The organism is Streptomyces sp. NBC_00259, from assembly GCF_036181745.1.
Classification (GTDB): domain Bacteria; phylum Actinomycetota; class Actinomycetes; order Streptomycetales; family Streptomycetaceae; genus Streptomyces; species Streptomyces pratisoli.
Genome location: NZ_CP108080.1, coordinates 2431218 through 2449743, shown reverse-complemented (window position 1 = coordinate 2449743; position 18526 = coordinate 2431218). Strand labels below are relative to the sequence as shown.

Annotated in this window: 13 protein-coding genes and 3 tRNA genes; 8 read left to right on the top strand and 8 right to left on the bottom strand. The window is 71.4% G+C overall.

What is annotated here, in order from left to right; translation table 11 throughout:
- The first annotated feature begins 161 nt into the window (after positions 1–161).
- Both OG766_RS11010 and dnaG read left to right on the top strand, forming a co-directional pair.
- On the top strand, positions 162–1430 hold the full coding sequence (locus tag OG766_RS11010) for an NAD(P)/FAD-dependent oxidoreductase (protein ID WP_328725178.1): 1269 nt from the start codon (positions 162–164) through the stop codon (positions 1428–1430).
- A gap of 51 nt (positions 1431–1481) precedes the next feature.
- Positions 1482–3380 (top strand): DNA primase, encoded by a 1899-nt coding sequence (gene dnaG / locus OG766_RS11005; RefSeq protein WP_266374364.1) that lies wholly within the window; start codon positions 1482–1484, stop codon positions 3378–3380.
- On the opposite strand, the gene OG766_RS11000 is transcribed toward dnaG, so the two are convergent.
- Entirely contained in the window at positions 3377–4411 is a 1035-nt protein-coding gene (locus OG766_RS11000) for a nucleotidyl transferase AbiEii/AbiGii toxin family protein (protein WP_266374365.1), read from the bottom strand. The two genes, dnaG and OG766_RS11000, sit on opposite strands and share 4 nt — an antisense overlap.
- Before the next feature lie 217 nt (positions 4412–4628).
- On the opposite strand from OG766_RS11000, the gene OG766_RS10995 reads away from it, so the two are divergent.
- On the top strand, positions 4629–5891 hold the full coding sequence (locus tag OG766_RS10995) for an RNA polymerase sigma factor (RefSeq protein ID WP_266374366.1): 1263 nt from the start codon (positions 4629–4631) through the stop codon (positions 5889–5891).
- A 46-nt stretch (positions 5892–5937) separates the two neighbouring features.
- On the opposite strand, the gene OG766_RS10990 is transcribed toward OG766_RS10995, so the two are convergent.
- The 4 genes from OG766_RS10990 to OG766_RS10975 form a co-directional block, all read right to left on the bottom strand.
- The gene (locus OG766_RS10990) at positions 5938–7863 is read right to left on the bottom strand and encodes an ABC transporter ATP-binding protein (RefSeq protein ID WP_266374367.1); all 1926 of its coding nucleotides are present in this window, start codon (positions 7861–7863) and stop codon (positions 5938–5940) included.
- Positions 7863–9596, bottom strand: a complete 1734-nt coding sequence (locus OG766_RS10985; protein ID WP_266374368.1) for an ABC transporter ATP-binding protein — start codon at positions 9594–9596, stop codon at positions 7863–7865. Before OG766_RS10985 ends, OG766_RS10990 begins: the two co-directional genes overlap by 1 nt.
- Before the next feature lie 146 nt (positions 9597–9742).
- The gene (locus OG766_RS10980) at positions 9743–11182 is read right to left on the bottom strand and encodes an FGGY family carbohydrate kinase (RefSeq protein ID WP_266374369.1); all 1440 of its coding nucleotides are present in this window, start codon (positions 11180–11182) and stop codon (positions 9743–9745) included.
- Between the two features lie 422 nt (positions 11183–11604).
- Positions 11605–11907: a YtxH domain-containing protein gene (locus tag OG766_RS10975; protein ID WP_266374370.1), complete on the bottom strand. Its 303-nt coding sequence runs from the start codon at positions 11905–11907 to the stop codon at positions 11605–11607.
- Between the two features lie 251 nt (positions 11908–12158).
- Here OG766_RS10975 and OG766_RS10970 point away from each other — a divergent pair.
- The 3 genes from OG766_RS10970 to OG766_RS10960 all read left to right on the top strand — a co-directional run bounded on the left by OG766_RS10970 (position 12159) and on the right by OG766_RS10960 (position 12563).
- Positions 12159–12231: transfer RNA gene (locus OG766_RS10970), tRNA-Asn, on the top strand.
- A 5-nt stretch (positions 12232–12236) separates the two neighbouring features.
- Positions 12237–12309 (top strand) — tRNA-Asn (locus tag OG766_RS10965).
- Between the two features lie 177 nt (positions 12310–12486).
- A tRNA-Ile gene (locus OG766_RS10960) sits at positions 12487–12563 on the top strand.
- 109 nt (positions 12564–12672) lie between these two features.
- Here OG766_RS10960 and OG766_RS10955 read toward each other — a convergent pair.
- Complete coding sequence (locus OG766_RS10955; protein WP_328725177.1) at positions 12673–13815, bottom strand: hypothetical protein; 1143 nt, start codon at positions 13813–13815, stop codon at positions 12673–12675.
- A gap of 1319 nt (positions 13816–15134) precedes the next feature.
- On the opposite strand from OG766_RS10955, the gene OG766_RS10950 reads away from it, so the two are divergent.
- On the top strand, positions 15135–15860 hold the full coding sequence (locus OG766_RS10950; protein WP_266374379.1) for a hypothetical protein: 726 nt from the start codon (positions 15135–15137) through the stop codon (positions 15858–15860).
- Positions 15861–15882: 22 nt separating this feature from the next.
- Here the strand turns inward: OG766_RS10950 and OG766_RS10945 are convergent, their stop codons facing one another.
- Complete coding sequence (locus OG766_RS10945; protein WP_266378022.1) at positions 15883–16542, bottom strand: NADPH-dependent FMN reductase; 660 nt, start codon at positions 16540–16542, stop codon at positions 15883–15885.
- A 254-nt stretch (positions 16543–16796) separates the two neighbouring features.
- The gene (locus tag OG766_RS10940; protein WP_266374380.1) at positions 16797–16970 is read right to left on the bottom strand and encodes a CsbD family protein; all 174 of its coding nucleotides are present in this window, start codon (positions 16968–16970) and stop codon (positions 16797–16799) included.
- 252 nt (positions 16971–17222) lie between these two features.
- Here OG766_RS10940 and OG766_RS10935 point away from each other — a divergent pair, with 252 nt between their 5' ends.
- Positions 17223–18515 (top strand): MFS transporter, encoded by a 1293-nt coding sequence (locus tag OG766_RS10935; RefSeq protein WP_328725176.1) that lies wholly within the window; start codon positions 17223–17225, stop codon positions 18513–18515.
- Positions 18516–18526: the final 11 nt, after the last annotated feature.

The following is an 18526-nucleotide window of genomic DNA, read 5'->3' as shown; positions in this document are numbered from 1 at the left end:
CGGAAACCGTCGGAGACGGCCGGGAAGTGGTATGCCCTGCGGAGCACCCCCTCTTCCCCCATCACCCTCCGTGCGGGACGCTCGCAGTTGGGCGGCGTAGCGTGCTGTGTTGTCCCGGGGGTCACCCCCGGGACCCCCGGTCGTCAACAGGGAGGCATCAAGTGGTCGACGCACATCGGACATTCGTCATCGTGGGCGGAGGACTCGCCGGGGCCAAGGCGGCGGAGAGCCTTCGCGCCGAGGGCTTCACCGGCCGGGTGATCCTCATCGGTGACGAGCGCGACCACCCCTACGAACGCCCGCCGCTCTCCAAGGGCTATCTGTGCGGCAAGGAGGAACGCGACGTCGTCTTCGTCCACGAGCCCGCCTGGTACGCCCAGAACGACATCGAGCTGCACCTCGGCCAGCCCGTCACCTCCATCGACCGCGAGGGCGGCTCCGTACGGCTCGGCGACGGCGCCGTCATCCACTACGACAAACTGCTGCTGGCCACCGGCTCCGAGCCGCGCCGGCTCGACATCCCCGGCACGGACCTGGCCGGCGTCCACCATCTGCGCCGTCTCGCCCACGCGGACCGGATGCGACAGGTTCTCGCCACTCTCGGCCGCGACAACGGCCACCTGGTGATCGCCGGAGCCGGCTGGATCGGTCTGGAGGTCGCGGCCGCCGCCCGTGGCTACGGTGCCGAGGTCACCGTCATCGAGCCCGAGCCCACCCCGCTCCACCAGGCCATCGGACCCGAGCTGGGCCAGTTCTTCGCCGATCTGCACCGGGACCGCGGCGTCCGCTTCCGCTTCGGCACCCGCCTCACCGAGATCATCGGCCAGGACGGCATGGTCCTCGCCGCCCGCACCGACGACGGCGACGAGCACCCCGCCCACAGCGTCCTCGCGGCGATCGGCGCCGCCCCCCGCACCGGTCTCGCCGAAGCCGCCGGCCTCGCGCTCGTCGACCGCGCCCACGGCGGCGGCGTCGCCGTCGACGCCTCGCTGCGCACCTCCGACCCCGAGATCTACGCCGCGGGCGACATCGCTGCCGTGCACCACCCGCTCCTCGACATCCGCCTGCGCGTCGAGCACTGGGCGAACGCCCTGAACGGCGGCCCCGCCGCGGCCCGCGCCATGCTCGGCCGGGACGTCTCGTACGACCGCGTCCCGTACTTCTTCTCCGACCAGTACGACCTCGGCATGGAGTACTCCGGCTGGGCGCCGCCCGGCTCGTACGACCAGGTCGTCCTCCGCGGCGACGCGGGCAAGCGCGAGTTCATCGCCTTCTGGCTCAAGGACCGCAGGGTGCTCGCGGGCATGAACGTGAACGTGTGGGACGTGACGGACGACATCCAGGGCCTGATCCGCTCCGGCACACCCGTGGACACGGACGCCCTCGCCAACCCGGCCACTGCGCTCGGCGCCGTCCCACCCGCCCCGTAGCGGTATCTCCCGGGGGACGTCCACCGGAGCCCCGCCCCGTAGAATCGGCGCGTGGCAGGCAGGATCAACGATGACGACGTGAAGGCGGTACGGGACGCGGTCCCGATCGACTCCGTCGTGTCCGAATACCTCCAGCTGCGCAACGCCGGCGGCGGAAACCTCAAGGGGCTGTGCCCCTTCCACGACGAGAAGTCCCCCTCCTTCCAGGTCAGTCCGAGCAAGGGTCTCTTCCACTGCTTCGGCTGCCAGGAGGGCGGGGACACCCTCACCTTCGTGATGAAGGTGGACCACCTGTCGTTCTCCGAGGCGGTCGAGCGGCTCGCCGCCAAGGCCGGCATCACCCTGCGGTACGAGGAGGGCGGGTACAACCCGGCCCACCAGCGCGGCGAGCGCATCCGCCTGGTCGAGGCCCACCAGGTCGCGGCCCGGTTCTACACGGAGCAGCTCGACAGCGCCGAGGCCGAGATCGGCCGGAAGTTCCTCGCCGAGCGCGGCTTCGATCAGAGCGCCGCGCAGCACTTCGGTGTCGGGTACAGCCCGGCCGGCTGGGACCACCTCACCCGCTATCTGCGCGGCAAGGGCTTCTCCGACAAGGAGCTCGTCCTCTCCGGCCTCTCCCAGGAGGGCCGCCGCGGCCCCATCGACCGCTTCCGCGGCCGGCTGATGTGGCCGATCCGCGACATCTCCGGCGACGTCGTCGGCTTCGGCGCGCGCAAGCTCCGCGACGACGACAACGGGCCGAAGTACCTGAACACCCCCGACACGGCGATCTACAAGAAGTCCCAGGTGCTGTACGGCATCGACCTGGCGAAGAAGGAGATCGCCAAGTCCAGCCGGGCCGTGGTCGTCGAGGGCTACACCGACGTGATGGCCTGCCATCTCGCCGGTGTTCCGACGGCCATCGCGACCTGCGGCACCGCCTTCGGCGGCGATCACATCAAGATCCTCCGCCGGCTGCTGATGGACAACGGCAGCGCGAAGGTGATCTTCACCTTCGACGGTGACGCGGCCGGTCAGAAGGCCGCGCTGCGGGCCTTCGAGGACGACCAGAAGTTCGCCGCGGAGACCTTCATCGCGGTCGCCCCGGACGGCATGGACCCGTGCGAGCTGCGGCTCGCCAAGGGCGACGAGGCCGTGCGGGAGCTGGCCGAACCCCGTAACCAGCTGTTCGAGTTCGCCATCCGGCAGATCGTGAAGAACTACGACCTGGAGACCCCCGTCGGCCGTGCGGCCGCGCTCGACGAGGCGGCGCCCATCGTCGCCCGGATCAAGAACAGCGCCTCGCAGCACGAGGTCGCCGTCCAGCTCGCGGGCCTCCTCGGCATCCTCGACACCCAGTTCGTGGTCAAGCGGGTCTCCCAGCTCGCGCGCTGGGCGCGGGAGCGGGGCAGCGGTGGCGGGCAGCAGTCCCGCCAGGCCCCCTCGTACGACAGCCCGCGGCCCACGGCGCAGCCCAGCGGCCCCGCGCTCAATCTGCGCAGCCCCGCCCACCGCACCGAGCGCGAACTGCTCAAGCTCGCGCTCCAGCACCCGGAGCTGGTCTCCCCGGCGTTCGACGCGTACGGGGCCGACGAGTTCACCGCCCCGCCGTACGCCGCCGTGCGCCAGGCGATCGCCGACGCGGGCGGCGCCGAGCTGGGCGTCCCCGACGCACCGGCCTATCTGGCCCGCGTCCGGGACGCGGCGCCCAACGACACCGTCCGCGCGATGACCACCGAACTCGCGGTGGAGGCGGTCCACGCCAAGACCGTCGACGAGACCTACGCCGGCGTCCAGCTCGTCCAGGTCCGCCTCCGCGCGGTCGACCGCCGCATCCGTGACGTCCAGGGCACCCTGGCCCGCCTCGGCGCCCACGCCGATCCGGAGCAGCTCTCGGCCGTGCAGAACGAGCTGTGGGTGCTCCAGCAGTACGGGCAGTCGCTGCGCAACAAGGGCGCGGACGCCCTCTAGCTCTCTCCGGTGCTGTCCTGCCCGGTCGAGTCCTGGCCGGTCGAGTCCTGTGCGGTCCGGGCTTCGAAGGTGGGGCGGAGTGCCGTGACGAGCCGGTCCACGTAACGCCGGTCGTCGTCGCCCACGCCCGGATACTCGGCGACGAACTGCTCCCACTCCACCCACTGGGCGATCTCGGCGACATCGCCCAACTCGACGTCACGCGGGTACGGTTCCGCCTCGGCGTGCCGGATCACCCGCGCCAGCAGCTCGTACCGCAGCGGGTGCCGCTCGGCGAGCAGCACCGCGTCGTACAGGTCCTTGCCCTGCGGGTACGAGTCGTCGATCAGCCACATCACCTTCCACGCCAGCGACAGCTCGGGCGTCGCCGCCCGGACGACGGCCGTCCCGACCCGCGCGGGCTCCGGAGGCACCGGCAGTTCCTCGTTGAAGACGAAGTCCAGTTGCACCAGCCCGCCCGGCAGCCCCGGAGCCGACCACGGCAGCACCATGCGCCGCCCGGGGACGCGCTCGTACGTCCAGATGTACTCGGACTCCGCGCCGCGCGCCGAGATGCCGACCGCGCCGCCGCGCTCCTCGGCGGTGCGCTGAGCGGCCTCCGCGATGCCGTCGAGCATCCGCTGCGTACGGTCCTGCTCGATGCGCCAGTCCGCGGGCACGACCACGAAGTCCAGGTCGCCGGGGTCGCGCGCCGCCTCGCCGAACCACGCCCTCAGCAGCACACTGCCGCGCAGCACGAGCGATTCGGCCCACTGAGAGCCGGCGATCGCGCAGAGCACGATGTCGAGCGCCTCGGCCCGCGCCGCGCGCCATGCTCCGGCCAGGGCGGGGTCGGAGAACCGGGGTTCGCTCGCGCGGTAGGCGTGCGCGAAGTGCTTCAGCGCAGGGTCGAACACCGAATCGTCCGGTCCCCCGCCCGGGGCGAGAACGGTGCGCGGCATGTCGCGCTGCCGTCGTTCCCGCTCGTCCGCCGGCTCGTTCGGGCCCTCCGGGCTCCCGGGAAACGCACGCCGCTCCGATGCGGTGCTCATGGCTCCACCCCCTGCGCCGGATGGTCCCAGACAACGGTGTCACCCGCACCTGGGTATGCGAGTCCGGTATCCGCCCGGTCACGCACCGGCCTCGCTGTGCTGTCCCGGGGGCACCCCCCGGGCCCCCGGCCCCGTAACCACGCGGTCACGCACCGGACGCAAAAAGTCATCGCACGCCCCTCGTGGCGGTGATGTGTCGTACCCCACACTGGGGGCGGTGCCTGAGTCCTCGGAGCGCGGCCGGTCCACAGCAGGTGGGCCACTCACCCCCGCGGATCCGCTCATCGTGAACGGGACGGACAGCGGCCGGGCCGCCGTCCCCGTCCCGCTGCCGCCTGCCCCCGAACCGGCAGCGCCCACCTTGGAGGTCGCCCCCGTGCAGACCCAGACCCTGACAGAAGCCGACCCGGTCACGGCCGTTCCGCCGCAGAGCCGGGCCGCACACCACCCGGAGAACGAGCCGCCCCCGGAGGCCGGGGCAGCGCCGGACGTCCCCGAGCCCGCGGAGCTGTTCGAGCCGCCCGAGCCGCCCGAGCGGCCGGTCCGCGTCGCGGACACCGGCGGCGGCAGCCCCTCTTCCGACCTCTTCCGGCAGTATCTGCGGGAGATCGGACGCATCCCGCTGCTCACCGCCGTCGAGGAGGTGGAGCTCGCCCGCCGCGTCGAAGCGGGCCTGTTCGCCGAGGCGAAGCTGGGCAACACCCCGGACCTGGACTCCCAGCTCGCCCTCGACCTGGACAAGCTCGTCGTCATGGGCCGGATGGCCAAGCGCCGCCTGATCGAAGCCAATCTGCGTCTCGTCGTGTCCGTCGCCAAGCGGTACGTGGGCCGCGGGCTGACGATGCTCGACCTCGTCCAGGAAGGCAACCTCGGCCTGATCCGCGCGGTCGAGAAGTTCGACTACGCGCGCGGCTACAAGTTCTCGACGTACGCGACGTGGTGGATCCGCCAGGCCATGTCCCGCGCCCTCGCCGACCAGGCCAGGACCATCCGCGTGCCCGTCCACGTCGTCGAACTCATCAACCGGGTCGTCCGCGTCCAGCGCCGCATGCTCCAGGAACGCGGCTACGAACCCACCGCCGAAGAGGTCGCCGCACAGCTCGACCTGTCGCCGGAGCGGGTCGGTGAGGTCCTCCGCCTCGCCCAGGAGCCGGTGTCGCTGCACGCGCCGGTCGGCGAGGAGGACGATGTCGCGCTCGGCGACCTCATCGAGGACGGCGACGCCGCGTCCCCCGTGGAGTCCGCGGCGTTCCTGCTGCTCCGGGAGCATCTCGAAGCCGTCCTGTCCACGCTGGGCGAGCGCGAGCGCAAGGTCGTCCAGCTGCGCTACGGCCTGGCCGACGGCCGGCCCCGCACCCTGGAGGAGATCGGACGGATCTTCGGCGTGACGCGCGAACGCATCCGCCAGATCGAGTCCAAGACCCTCGGCAAGCTGCGGGACCACGCCTTCGCCGACCAGCTGCGCGGCTATCTGGACTGAGCTCCGCCGGCCCGGGCGGTGCGCAGTCCCCGGGCCGCCGGACGGCTCAGTCGACCTCCGCCACCGCCTGCGCGAACTGTGCCGAGTACAGCCGCGCGTACGCGCCACCCGCCAGCAACAGCTCCTCGTGCGTGCCCTGTTCGACGATCGAGCCGTTCTCCATCACCAGGATCACGTCCGCGTCCCTGATGGTGGAGAGCCGGTGGGCGATCACAAAGCTCGTACGCCCATGGGCGAGCCGCGCCATCGCCTTCTGGATCAGCACCTCGGTCCGGGTGTCGACGGAGCTGGTCGCCTCGTCGAGAACCAGGATCACCGGGTCGGACAGGAACGCCCGCGCGATGGTGATCAGCTGCTTCTCGCCCGTGCTGACGCCCGCGCCGTCGTCCTCGATGACGGTGTCGTAGCCGTCCGGGAGGGTCCGGATGAAGCGGTCGGCGTGGGCCGCCCGCGCCGCCTCCTCGATCTCCTCCCGGGTCACCTTGCGCGAGGTGCCGTACGCGATGTTCTCCGCGATCGTGCCGCCGAACAGCCAGGTGTCCTGCAGCACCATCCCGATCCCGGACCGCAGGTCCTCCCGGGACATCGTGGCCGCGTCGACGCCGTCGAGGGTGATCCGGCCGCCGGTGACCTCGTAGAACCGCATCAGCAGATTCACCAGCGTGGTCTTGCCGGCTCCGGTCGGGCCGACGATCGCGACGGTGTGCCCCGGCTCGACCGCCAGCGACAGATCCTCGATGAGCGGCTTCTCCGGCTCGTAGCGGAACGAGACCTTCTCCAGCGCGACCGCGCCCCGCAGCTCCCCGGGCCGCGCCCCGACGACCGGGTCGGGCGCCTGCTCGTCCGCGTCCAGCAGCTCGAAGATCCGCTCGGCCGAAGCGACCCCGGACTGCACCAGGTTCGCCATCGACGCGACCTGCGTCAGCGGCATCGAGAACTGCCGCGAGTACTGGATGAACGCCTGCACGTCGCCGATCGACAGCGTGCCCGAGGCGACCCGCAGCCCGCCGACGACCGCCACCAGCACATAGTTGAGGTTCGAGACGAAGAACATCAGCGGCTGCATGACGCCGCTGTTGAACTGCGCCCGGAACCCCGCCTCGTACAGCGCATCGTTCTGCTCGGCGAACTCCTTCGCCGACTCGTCCTGCCGGCCGAAGACCTTCACCAGCGCATGGCCGGTGTACATCTCCTCGATGTGCGCGTTGAGCCGGCCCGTGGACCTCCACTGCTGCACGAACTGCGGTTGCGAACGCTTGCCGATCTTCGCCGCCACCACCACCGACAGCGGCACGGTCACGAGCGCGACCAGCGCCAGCAGCGGCGAGATCCAGAACATCATCGCCAGCACACCGATGATCGTCAGCAGGGAGTTGAGCAGCTGACCCATCGACTGCTGCATGGTCTGCGAGATGTTGTCGATGTCGTTCGTGGCACGGCTCAGCACCTCACCGCGCTTGGCCTTGTCGAAGTACGAAAGCGGCAGCCGCGACAGCTTGTCCTGGATGTCCTCCCGCATCCGGTACATGGTCCGGTTGATGACCACGATCGACGCCCGCGTGGCCACCAGCATCAGCAGCCCGGAAGCCGCGAACACGACGAGCGCCACCAGCAGGATGTCGCCGACCGCCCCGAAGTCGATGCCCCGGCCCGGGGTGAAGTCGACCCCGGACAGCATGTCCGCGAGCCCGTCGCTGCCCTGCGCCCGCAGGCCGTCCAGGGCCTGCTCCTTGGTGGTGCCCTCCCGCATCTCACGGCCGACGACACCCGCGAAGACGAGGTCGGTCGCCTTGCCGAGGATCAGCGGCCCGACCACCGAGAGACCCACGCTCAGCACACAGGCCACCAGCATCACCCACAGGGCGCGCCGGTCCGGGGCGCACTGCCGCAGCAGCCGCTTGCCCGAGCCCTTGAAGTCCATGGACCGCTCGCCGGACTGGCCCATCATCATGCGTCCACCAGGACCGGCCATCAGGCAGCCTCCGCCTCGGTCAGCTGGGAGAGCACGATCTCCCGGTACGTCTCATTGCCCGCCATCAGCTCGTGATGGCCGCCCGTGCCCACGACCCGGCCCTCGTCGAGGACCACGATCCGGTCGGCGTCACGGATGGTCGACACCCGCTGTGCGACGATCACGACGGTCGACTCGGCGGTCTCCAGCGACAGCGCACCGCGCAGCGCCGCGTCCGTCGCGTAGTCCAGGGCCGAGAAGGAGTCGTCGAAGAGATAGATCTCGGGCCGCTGCACCAGCGTCCGCGCGATGGCGAGCCGCTGCCGCTGACCGCCGGACACGTTCGTGCCGCCCTGCGCGACCGGCGCGTCCAGCCCGCCTTCCAGATCGCGTACGAAGTCGGCCGCCTGGGCGACCTCGAGCGCGTGCCACAGCTCCTCGTCGGTCGCGTCCGGATTGCCGTAGCGCAGGTTCGTCGCGACCGTGCCGGAGAAGAGGTACGGCTTCTGCGGTACGAGCCCGACCGTCCGGGCCATCAGCGCCGGATCCAGCTCCCGTACGTCCACGCCGTCAACGAGGACCTCGCCGCCGGTGACGTCGAACAGCCGCGGGACCAGCCCGAGCAGGGTCGACTTTCCGCTGCCCGTCGAGCCGATGATCGCGGTCGTCTCACCGGGCCTGGCGACCAGATCCACCGCGCGCAGCACGGGCTCCTCGGCGCCCGGGTAGCGGAAGTCGGCGCCGCGGACCTCCAGATGGCCGTGGCGCGCCAGCTCGTGCACCGGGGAGAGCGGCGGGACGACGCTCGAACCGGTCGCCAGGACCTCCTCGATGCGCTCGGCACAGACCTCGGCCCGCGGCACCATCATGAACATGAAGGTGGCCATCATGACGGCCATGACGATCTGCATCAGATAGGCGAGGAAGGCGGTGAGCGCGCCGATCTGCATCTCGCCGCTGTCGATGCGGTGGGCGCCGAACCAGACGACGGCGATGCTCGACACGTTCACGACGGTCATGACGATCGGGAACATCAGCGCCATGAGACGGCCGGTCGACAGCGACACGTCCGTCAGCTCGGCGTTCGCGCCGCGGAAGCGGTCCGCCTCGTAGGTGTCCTTCACGAAGGCCCTGATCACCCGGTTACCGGTGATCTGCTCGCGCAGCACCCGGTTCACCGTGTCGAGGCGCTCCTGCATGGTGCGGAACAGCGGCCGCATCCTCGTCACGATCAGTGCCACGGAGATGCCCAGCACCGGCACGACCGCGAGCAGCACCGCCGACAGCGGAACGTCCAGGGCCAGCGCCAGGACGATGCCGCCGACGCACATGATCGGCGCGGACACCATCAGCGTGAAGCCCATCAGCACCAGCATCTGGACCTGTTGGACGTCATTGGTCGTCCGGGTGATGAGCGACGGGGCACCGAAGTGCCCGACCTCACGGGCCGAGAACGACTGCACCCGCTCGAAGACGGCGGCCCGCACGTCCCGGCCGAGCGCGGCGGCGGTCCTCGCGCCGTAGTACACGGCGCCGATGTTGCACACCACCTGGACCACGCTGACGCCGATCATCAGGGCGCCGAAGCTCAGGATGTAGCCGGTGTCACCCTGCACGACACCGTTGTCGATGATGTCGGCGTTCAGCGTGGGCAGATAGAGGGTCGCGCTGGTCTGCAGCAGTTGCAGCGCCACCAGGAGGGTGATCGCTTGTCGGTAAGGACGCAGGAACGTCCGGAGGATTCGTATGAGCACGCGCGGCTGTCTCTCGGGTCGGTGCCGGATCGTGGAGTCGCCCCAATACTCCGACACTCGGCCACCGTCTGCCCAAGGGATTTCGCCAAGGACGGGTCAAGAACGCGCGGACGCACGGCGGTCCGGCGCTCGGCCCGGCGGGTCGCTCAGGGGTTGAACGCCCCGGGGTGCACCTGCTCGCGTGTCGCGGCGTACTGCTGCCGCACCGCCTGGCCGACCGCGAGTTCCTCGCCCGCCTCCAACACCTGGGCCGAGGCGCCCTGCCAGGCCGGCGGGGTGTGCGGGGCGAGTGTGCCCTGCGCCACACCGAGCGCCCAGGCGGCCTGACGGGCCGCGCCCAGCGCCGCGTAGTCGGCGGGCTGCGGGACGACGACCTGCGCGGCGAAGATCGCGGGCGCCGCGGCCTGCACCGCCGGCAGCTCGGCGGCCTGCCCCAGCAGGAACACGCGCCGCACCACCACGCCCCGCCCGCGCAGCACGTCCAGCGCGTCGGCGAGCGAGCACAGCATGCCCTCGAAGGCGGCCCGCGCCAGATGCTCGGGCTTCATCGACTCGCGCCGCAGCCCGGTCAGGGTGCCGGCGGTGTGCGGCAGCTGCGGGGTGCGCTCGCCCTCCAGATACGGGAGCAGGACGAGACCGGAGGAGCCCGGGGTGGACTTCACGGCCAGCGCGGACAGTTCGGCCAGATCCTCGATGCCGAGCATCTCGGCGGTGCCGCGCAGGACCCGTACGGCGTTGAGGGTGTGCACGACCGGAAGATGCATCCCGGTGGCGTCGGCGAACGAAGTGATCATCCCGGACGGGTCCGCGAGCGCCTCGTGATGGATGGCCATCACGGAGCCGGACGCCCCCAGGGACACCACCGCGTCGCCGGTCCCGAGGCCCAGCCCGAACGCGGCGGCCATCGTCTCGCCGGTGCCGGCGGAGATCAGCAGCCCCTCCGGGGTGGTCCCGGCCGCGTCGGCCGGACCCAGCACCTCGGGCAGCGCGGCCTGCTGGCCGAGCGCCAGCTCCACCAGGTCGGGCCGGTAGGAGCCGGTGCCCGCCGACCAGTACCCGGTCGCGGACGCCGCGCCCCGGTCCGTCGTCCTGCGCGCCGGCCGGCCCAGCAGCTGCCACACCAGCCAGTCGTGGGGCTGCATCACCAGCGCGGTGCGCCTGGCCGCCTCCGGCTCGGTCCGCGCCAGCCAGCGCAGCTTGGCCACGGGCAGCCCGGACTGCGGTACGCAGCCGACGGCCTCGGCCCAGGCCTGCCGCCCGCCGAAGCCCTCGATCAGATCGGCCGCCGCGGCCTGCGCCCGCTTGTCGTTGCCGACCATCGCGGCCCGCACCGGCGCACCCGACGCGTCCAGTGGGATCACCCCGTGCTGCTGCGCGGACACCCCGATGGCCTGCACACCTTCCAGCAGCCCCCCGGCCGCGGCCTCACCGAGGGACAGCAGCCACGCCTGCGGATCGACGTCGGTGGCTTTCGCCTCGACGGGATGCGGCGCGTATCCCTGGCGCAGCACGGCGCCCGTGTCCGTGTCACAGACGACGATGCGAGTGAACGCGGACGAACTGTCCAGCCCGGCGACTATCCCCATGCCTTCAGATTCTGCCGCACTCCGGCCGCGGTCATGGTCATGGCCCGCTCAATCCGGGACCGCGCGGGCTCGGGGACGGGGTTTTCGAGGGGTCGGGGACGGGCCCTTGGCACTCGGGGACGGGCCTTCGGGATGCCGGAGGCCGCGCCCGGAAGGCGGCGGCGACCTCCGGTCGCGCTCCGGAGCGAAGCCGGCCCGCGGGGCCGCCGAGGGCGGGTCGGTGCCCGGCCGTGCTTCGGAGCGAGGTCGGCCGCGGGGCCAGCCGGGGCGGGTCGGTGTCCGGCCGTGCTTCGGAGCGGGCCGCTCCCTGGGGCCCGCCGACGTCGTCGGTGCCCCGCCCCCGAGCCGGTGCCCGCGGGTGTCGGCCGCGCCCGGGCCGCCTGTGTCCCCGGGCGTCGGCCGTACCGCGGCCGCCCGCATCCCTAGGTGTTGGTCGTACCCCAGTCGTCCTCGCCGCCGCCCTGGCCCCGCTCCCGCAGGGAGCGCACCCGGTCGGCCACGGCCTCGGGCATCCGGTCGCCGATCGTGTCGCTCACCACGTGGTAGGCCTTCCCGGCCATCTCGCGGCTCGTCTGCGCGGCGGACTCGGCCGCGTTGCGCACGGCCGGGTTCTGCGAGAACTCCCGAGCGGACTTCTTCAGCTGCTCGTAACGCTCGCGCCCGGCGCGCGTGCCGAGCACGTATCCCAGGGCAAGTCCGGCGATGAACGTGAGCCGGTAGCGCATGGCTGCCACCCTTCGGCGGCGTCGTCGGGGACGCCGGTGTCGATACGGACCGTGAGGCTGCGGTGCTCGCCTACCCGCCGGTCCCCGAGATCACCCCGCGATCACCTCCAGGACCACCTGGAGCTCACCGCGAGGTCACCGGGGGAACCGATTGGCGGAGCACCCCCCTGCTTGCGCTAATGTATGTGTCGCAGCGAGCGCGCGCCGCCTGGGAAGCCCCGGGGTAGGTACGTTCGGTGCACACGCAGCAATCCCCTGTAGCTCAATTGGCAGAGCAGCCGGCTGTTAACCGGCAGGTTACTGGTTCGAGTCCAGTCGGGGGAGCGCGATCCCCTGTAGCTCAATTGGCAGAGCATTCGGCTGTTAACCGGAGGGTTGCTGGTTCGAGTCCAGCCGGGGGAGCAGCAGCGGAAGAGGACCCTTCGGGGTCCTTTTTCATGTAGTCGTCCCATCCTGGAACCGGACGGACGGCAGCGCAGTCCTCAAGGTCATAGCGATGCCGACCATCCGAAGCAGGAGATCGTATGAGCGGCTATGCTGCGGCAGACGGCGCGCACAAATGTGCGCGACGCGCCGTTAGGGGCGGTAGCTCAGCCGGTTAGAGCAGCGGACTCATAATCCGTCGGCCGTGGGTTCGAGTCCCACCCGCCCCACCACGCGTTGCTCCCGGAGAACCGTTTCTACCTGCGCGGACGCGAGTACGGTGGTCACCACTCCACGGTGGGGGCCACCGTTCATCCGTTCAGATCAAGATCCAGGGGACACTCAGGGGACAGAGAGGCTTCGCACCGGCTTCCAGCGCCTGTTCGAAGCCCGGCGGACGATCGTGAAGCGCGTGAGCGCGAAGTCGGCTCGCCGCTCCTCGAGGTAGCGGTCGTCGAACTGCCCTACCCGGACCGGCTCCAGGCCGTTCGCGGTGCAGTGCTCACCCGTCCACGTCACGGCAGCGTCGCCGGCGTCGTCCTGGGTCCGAGCTCCAACGGCCCAGTGCCACCCGGTGGACATGGCACATGACGTCAGCCCGTCCGATAGAGGCGGAGCGCGACCAGCGACGCGATGAGTCCGTCGCCGTTGCGCGGATCCAGTCCGGTGAGCTCGTGCCACCGGCTGAGCCGGTAGGACAGCGTGCTCGTCCGTGCGCGCGGCGGCCATCGCCTCGGTGAACAGCGGGGCCAGGCGGGTGGCCTGCCCGCCGAGGCCGACGGTGAGCCAGGCGCCGGCGAAGCGTACGACGCGCTGCTGCCCACCACTTTGGGACAGCGCCTGGGTCGCGTCGGTGATGCTGTCCACCGCCGCGGCCGAGACGACCGCGTCCGGGTCGTGCCGCTGGCCCAGAACCAGGAGCCGGGTGTCCGCGGTCGCGCAGTGGAGCACTCCGGGCAGGGCGGACAGGCGGTGCCGCAGTCGGTCGGTGCCGTCGTCCTGCCAATCGCCGGCCGGCAGGCACAGCGACTGGAACTCGCCGTCCGGTTCGTAGCCGAGTGCCCGGGCCAGGGTGGCCGCCGGTTCCGGCTGGACGGGATCGGCGGTGAGCGCGGCGAACAGCCGGTGGGCGAGGGTCGCCCGGGTGACCTGGGCGCGCCGGAGTTCCTCTCCGTATGCCTCGGACGCGTTGCCCATGAGGACTCGGAACCAGGTCCAGATGAGGGCGACCATGTGCGCCAGCTCGCCGATGTGCTCGGGTTCGTCGACCGTGGCCTTCCGCAGGATCGGGTTCCAGGCCTCGCGGAAGGTGATGTGGTAGGCGCCGAGCATCAGTTCGATGGAGAGGCCCTGCCGGGCACGCCGCCGGCCCAGTTCCCTGGCCCGCTCGATGGGCTCCTCCTGCGGCGGGCTCTGCTCGGCGATGCCGGTCAGCAGCATGCGCCCCTGGTACAGCACGAACTGGCGGTGTTCCTCCGCGGGCACGACGGCGTCGTCGGGGGATCTCCGCCCGGATGTGCCGGACGATCTCGTGACTGATCACCGGCAGGTCCTCGGATATGCGTGCGCAGATTCGGGCGACGGCCTGCGCGGCGGCCTCCGAGAGCGGCGCCGACAGATCAGGATTCGGCGATTCCACAAACCCGAGCCTAATATTTCCGGCTTCTCGCCGTAGCTTCGTGCAATGCGTAGGGGAAAACTCGAAGCACCGGAAGAAAGGTGCGAGAGCGCTAGCCACGGGGCCGGCATCGGCAGGTCGGGGGTGACTGGTACGTCCCAGTCAGCGCCGTCAACGGCATCGCCGGTGCTACTCCCCGTACGTTCCGCACCAACGGTCCCGCACCCTCGCGAAATGGTGACCCGCGCACGCGGAATCACCGGCATCACAGGATAGGAAAGCCACCACCATGGATCGCAAACTCGAAAGGCTGACGCGTTTCGGAGCGATCTGCGGAATCCTCTTCGGCCTGTCCCCTGGGGGCAGCCGGCGCGATTGAGGCATTCACCGGGAGACTTGCCGCGACCAGTTTTGTCGTCGCTCTCGGAGTCGCGGGCTTCGGAGCGCCGGCGCTGATCGCGTTCCATCTCCGCCAGGCGGACGCCGCCGGCCGGTTCGGAGCCATCGCCGCCGCCGTCGACATCATCGGCCTCGGACTGTTCGCCGGGGCCTCGTTCGCCTACAACGTGGTGCTGTTCTTCGTCGAACCAGCCGTGTCCGACACCGTGCTCGACGGGCCGTCGCACTGGGTGATCCTCGGCGGCGGCGCGACATTCATCATCGGAACCCTGCTGTTCGGAGCCTCGGCCGCTGGGGCGCCCGCTCCACCTGGGACGGCAAACTCATCTGGGCGGAACGGCAACTCACCGCCGGTTCATGACCGGAGGCCCGGAAGAGGTGCCGCGGTCGGGCCGAGGGCATGCCGGTGTCAGTGACCGGCGGACATGGACGCAAGTTCTCGTGCCGCTCCCTCTCGTCCACCACCGCCCGAGCCTCCTTGCCCGGGGCGTGCCGCGCGGGCCGTGCGCGGCGGTCGGGTGGGGGACACGCGGTCCCGGCGGGAGGGTGGCCGCGCGGCTTCGAGGTACGTTCGAGGACAAAGCGGGCGGCCGGGCCGCTCGGTTCCGCGAGGAGGCTGGGGTGGTGGAATGCCGGACGAGGCCCTGACCCGCTGGTGTGACGCCGCCGCCGAGCGGGGGGTCGTGACGTTCGTCGATTCCGCCTCGGGCGGAGCGACGGCACTCCGTGTGCGGTGGGCGGACCCGCGGACCGGCGCCCCCGTCCCGCCCCGGCGCGGCAGCCGAACATGACCGGACATCACCCCGCCGATGCCGGCGGTCCGAGCGATCCGCAGGAGTCGGAGCCGGAGTCGGAGCCGGAGCCGGGGCAGGCGGCGTTCGGTGAGGCCCGCTGGCCGATGGCCGGAGCCGTCATCGCCGCCATGGTGCTGACCCTGCTGATGCCCGACGACCTGCGCCTGGGGCCCCGCTGGCTGCTCCCCTTCGTCGAAGGACTGCTCCTGGTGACGCTGATCGCGGGAGACCCGGGCCGGATCAGCCGCCGCTCGGCCACCCTGCGCGCGGTATCCATCGCCCTGGTCGGCGTGCTGGCGGTCAGCGCCATCTGGTCGACCGTCCGGCTGGTCGACGACCTCATCCACGGCGGGGACGAGACCAACTCGGCCACCGGCCTGCTCCAGGCCGGCGGCGTCGTCTGGGCCTCCACCGTCGTCGCCTTCTCCCTGCTGTACTTCGAACTCGACAGCGGCGGAGCGGCGGCCCGGGCCCACCACATGCCCGCCACCCCCGAACTCGCCTTCCCCCAGCAGCTCAGCCCCGAACTGAACGCCGCGCACTGGCGCCCCCGCTACGTCGACTACCTCTACCTCGGACTCACCAACTCCACGGCCTTCAGTCCCACCGACGTCATGCCACTGGCCCCCTGGGCCAAGATCGCCATGGCCGTGCAGTCCCTCGTCTCCCTGCTCATCCTCGGCCTCGTGATCGCCCGAGCCGTCAACGTCCTGGTCTAGCGGCCCGTTGGGCCTGCGCCCGTCAGTCCTCCGCCCTCTGCGTGACCGCGGCCTCCGTCTCGTCGCCGAGGAACTCGTACCACCGGCGCTGCAGGCAGACGTAGCGGACGTCGGCCTCGACCAGGCTGAGGAAGCCCGTCACGGTCTCGGCCAGACGCTGCTGCAATCGGTCGTTCGCGAGTCGTCCGTCCTCGGTGAAGCTCTGGTACGCCTCGGCGAGGCTGAACATGTCCGGATAGACGCGGGTGCCGAGGTGTTCCAGGGGGATCCTCAGGGCCCACAGCCCACGGTTGCCGCCCACCATGGACGGGGACGCGGAGACGAGCAGCGCGTGCTTGGTCTTGAAGGGCTGGGGGCGGACGCGGGAGACCCAGTCGATCGCGTTCTTGAGCACTCCGGGCACCGAGGCGTTGTACTCGGGGGAGGAGATCACGAACGCGTCGCACCGTTCGAGGCGGTCGCGCAGCGCGAGCGCGCCCTCCGGCAGCCCCTCGGCGGCCTCCACGTCACCGTCGAAGAGCGGCATCGTGAACTCGCGCATGCCGGCCAGGTCCGCGGTCGCGCCGGTGTCGGAGACCAGGCGGGCGACGAGGGAGGCCAGACGGGCGTTGACGGACCCGGCCCGTAGCGCCGCGCCGAAGACGAGCACCCGCAGCGGGCCAGGATGGGCGTCCGTGGGCATGAGGTAACGCTCCTTGCGGCGTGCGGGCGCCCTGGTCAGGGGCATATGGGATCAGTGTCGTCCGGTCGCGGGCGCCGCGCGATCGCGGCGGGGCCTTCCGGGCGATGTGCGGGAACGAAACGGGTAGGGGGCGGGGTCCTGGCAGGAGCGGCCAGGACCAGTCAGGATCAGTCAGGACCAGGCCAGGACCACGGCAGGACCAGGCCCGGGCCCGCGCCTCCGCAGCCCCGTACGCGTACCCCTGCCGCCCCGGCTCAGTGCCTGGTGGTGCCCTTGCGTACCCGTTCCGCCGCCTTCTCCGCCATCTCCTGCGCCTTGCCGCGCAGCTGGTCACTCCGGCCGTGCCGCTGCATGGACTTGTCGTGCATGGTCCTGCCGAGGGTTTCCTTCAGCTTGCCCTTGATCTGCTTCGTCCTGGCGCTGCTCATCAGGATCGCCGTCCTCTCCGGGTCGGTGGGGCGCCCACACACGTGTTCACCCCGCGCCTGTTCACCCTGCGCCTGCCCGCGGGAGGCCGCAACCGGCGCCCGCCACACCCCGTGAGGACGATCTTGTTCTTCGCGGGCGGGGCGGGCGGACCCGTGCCCCCATGCCCGTAAGGGGCCCATCCCGACGCGTCCCTATACTGCGCCCATGCCGCCGATATCGCCCGCAGCCGCCCGCCGCACGACACCCGTCGCATGACCGACACCGGCACTCCGCCCGGTACTCCGCCCGGCACCCCGGCTTCCGTTCCCCTGCGCCGCCGCATCCTCGCCGACCTCACGCCGCTGCGGATCTCCGCCCACTACCGCCGGCTCTGGTTCGGGAGCACCATCTCCTGGGTCGGCCAGGGCATGACCACCCTGGCGATCTCCCTCCAGGTGTACGACATCACCCGCTCGACCTTCTCCGTCGGGCTCGTCGGGCTCTTCTCCCTCGTCCCGCTGATCGTCTTCGGGCTGTACGGCGGCGCCGTCGCCGACACCGTCGACCGGCGCGCGCTCGGGCTGTACAGCGCGGCCGGGTCCGCCGGGCTGTCGGCCGCCCTCGCCACCGCCGCGCTCGCGGGCTTCCACCACGTCTGGTTCCTGTACGGCATCGTCGCGCTGCAAGCCGTGTGCGCCGCGCTCAGCTCGCCCGCCCGCAGCGCGATGATCCCGCGGCTGCTGCCGCCCGAACAGCTGCCCGCCGCCAACGCGCTCAACTCCATGACGGCGACCTCCGGCATGCTGATCGGGCCGATGCTCGGCGGCATCATCGTCGGATACGGCGGCTACCAGACGGCGTACCTCATCGACGCCGTCGCCTTCGGCGCCGCCCTGTACGCCGTGTGGCGGCTGCCGTCGATGCTCCCCGACCGGGACCGTACGACCGCGAAGCGCGCGTCCGTCCTCGACGGGCTGCGTTTCCTCGCCACCCGGCCCAACATCCGCATGACGTTCTTCTCCGACTTCTGCGCGATGATCCTGGCGAAGCCGACGGCGCTGTTCCCCGCCATCGCCGTGCTCTGGTACGGCGGGGACGCCCGCACCACCGGCCTCCTGGTCGCCGCGCCGGCCGTCGGCGCGCTGCTCGGCGGGGTGTTCTCCGGCTGGCTGGGAGGCATCCGCCGGCACGGGGTGGCGATCCTCTTCGCCGTCGCCGCATGGGGAGTGGCGATCGCCGTGTTCGGGCTGACCAGGAACCTCTGGCTCGGGCTGCTCTTCCTCGCCGTCGCCGGCTGCGCCGACACCGTCTCCATGGTGTTCCGCAACACCATGATGCAGGCGGCCGCGCCGGACGAGATGCGCGGGCGACTGCAGGGGGTGTTCCTCGTCGTGGTCGCGGGCGGACCGCGTCTCGGCGACTTCCTCGCGGGCTCGGTCGCCGATCTCACCTCGCCCGCCGTCGCCGTCACCGGGGGCGGGCTCGCCTGTGTCCTCGCGGTGGGTCTACTGGCGCTGCGTGGGCGCGGGTTCGTACGGTACGACGCCCGCGAGCCCACTCCGTGAGGCCCCCGGAG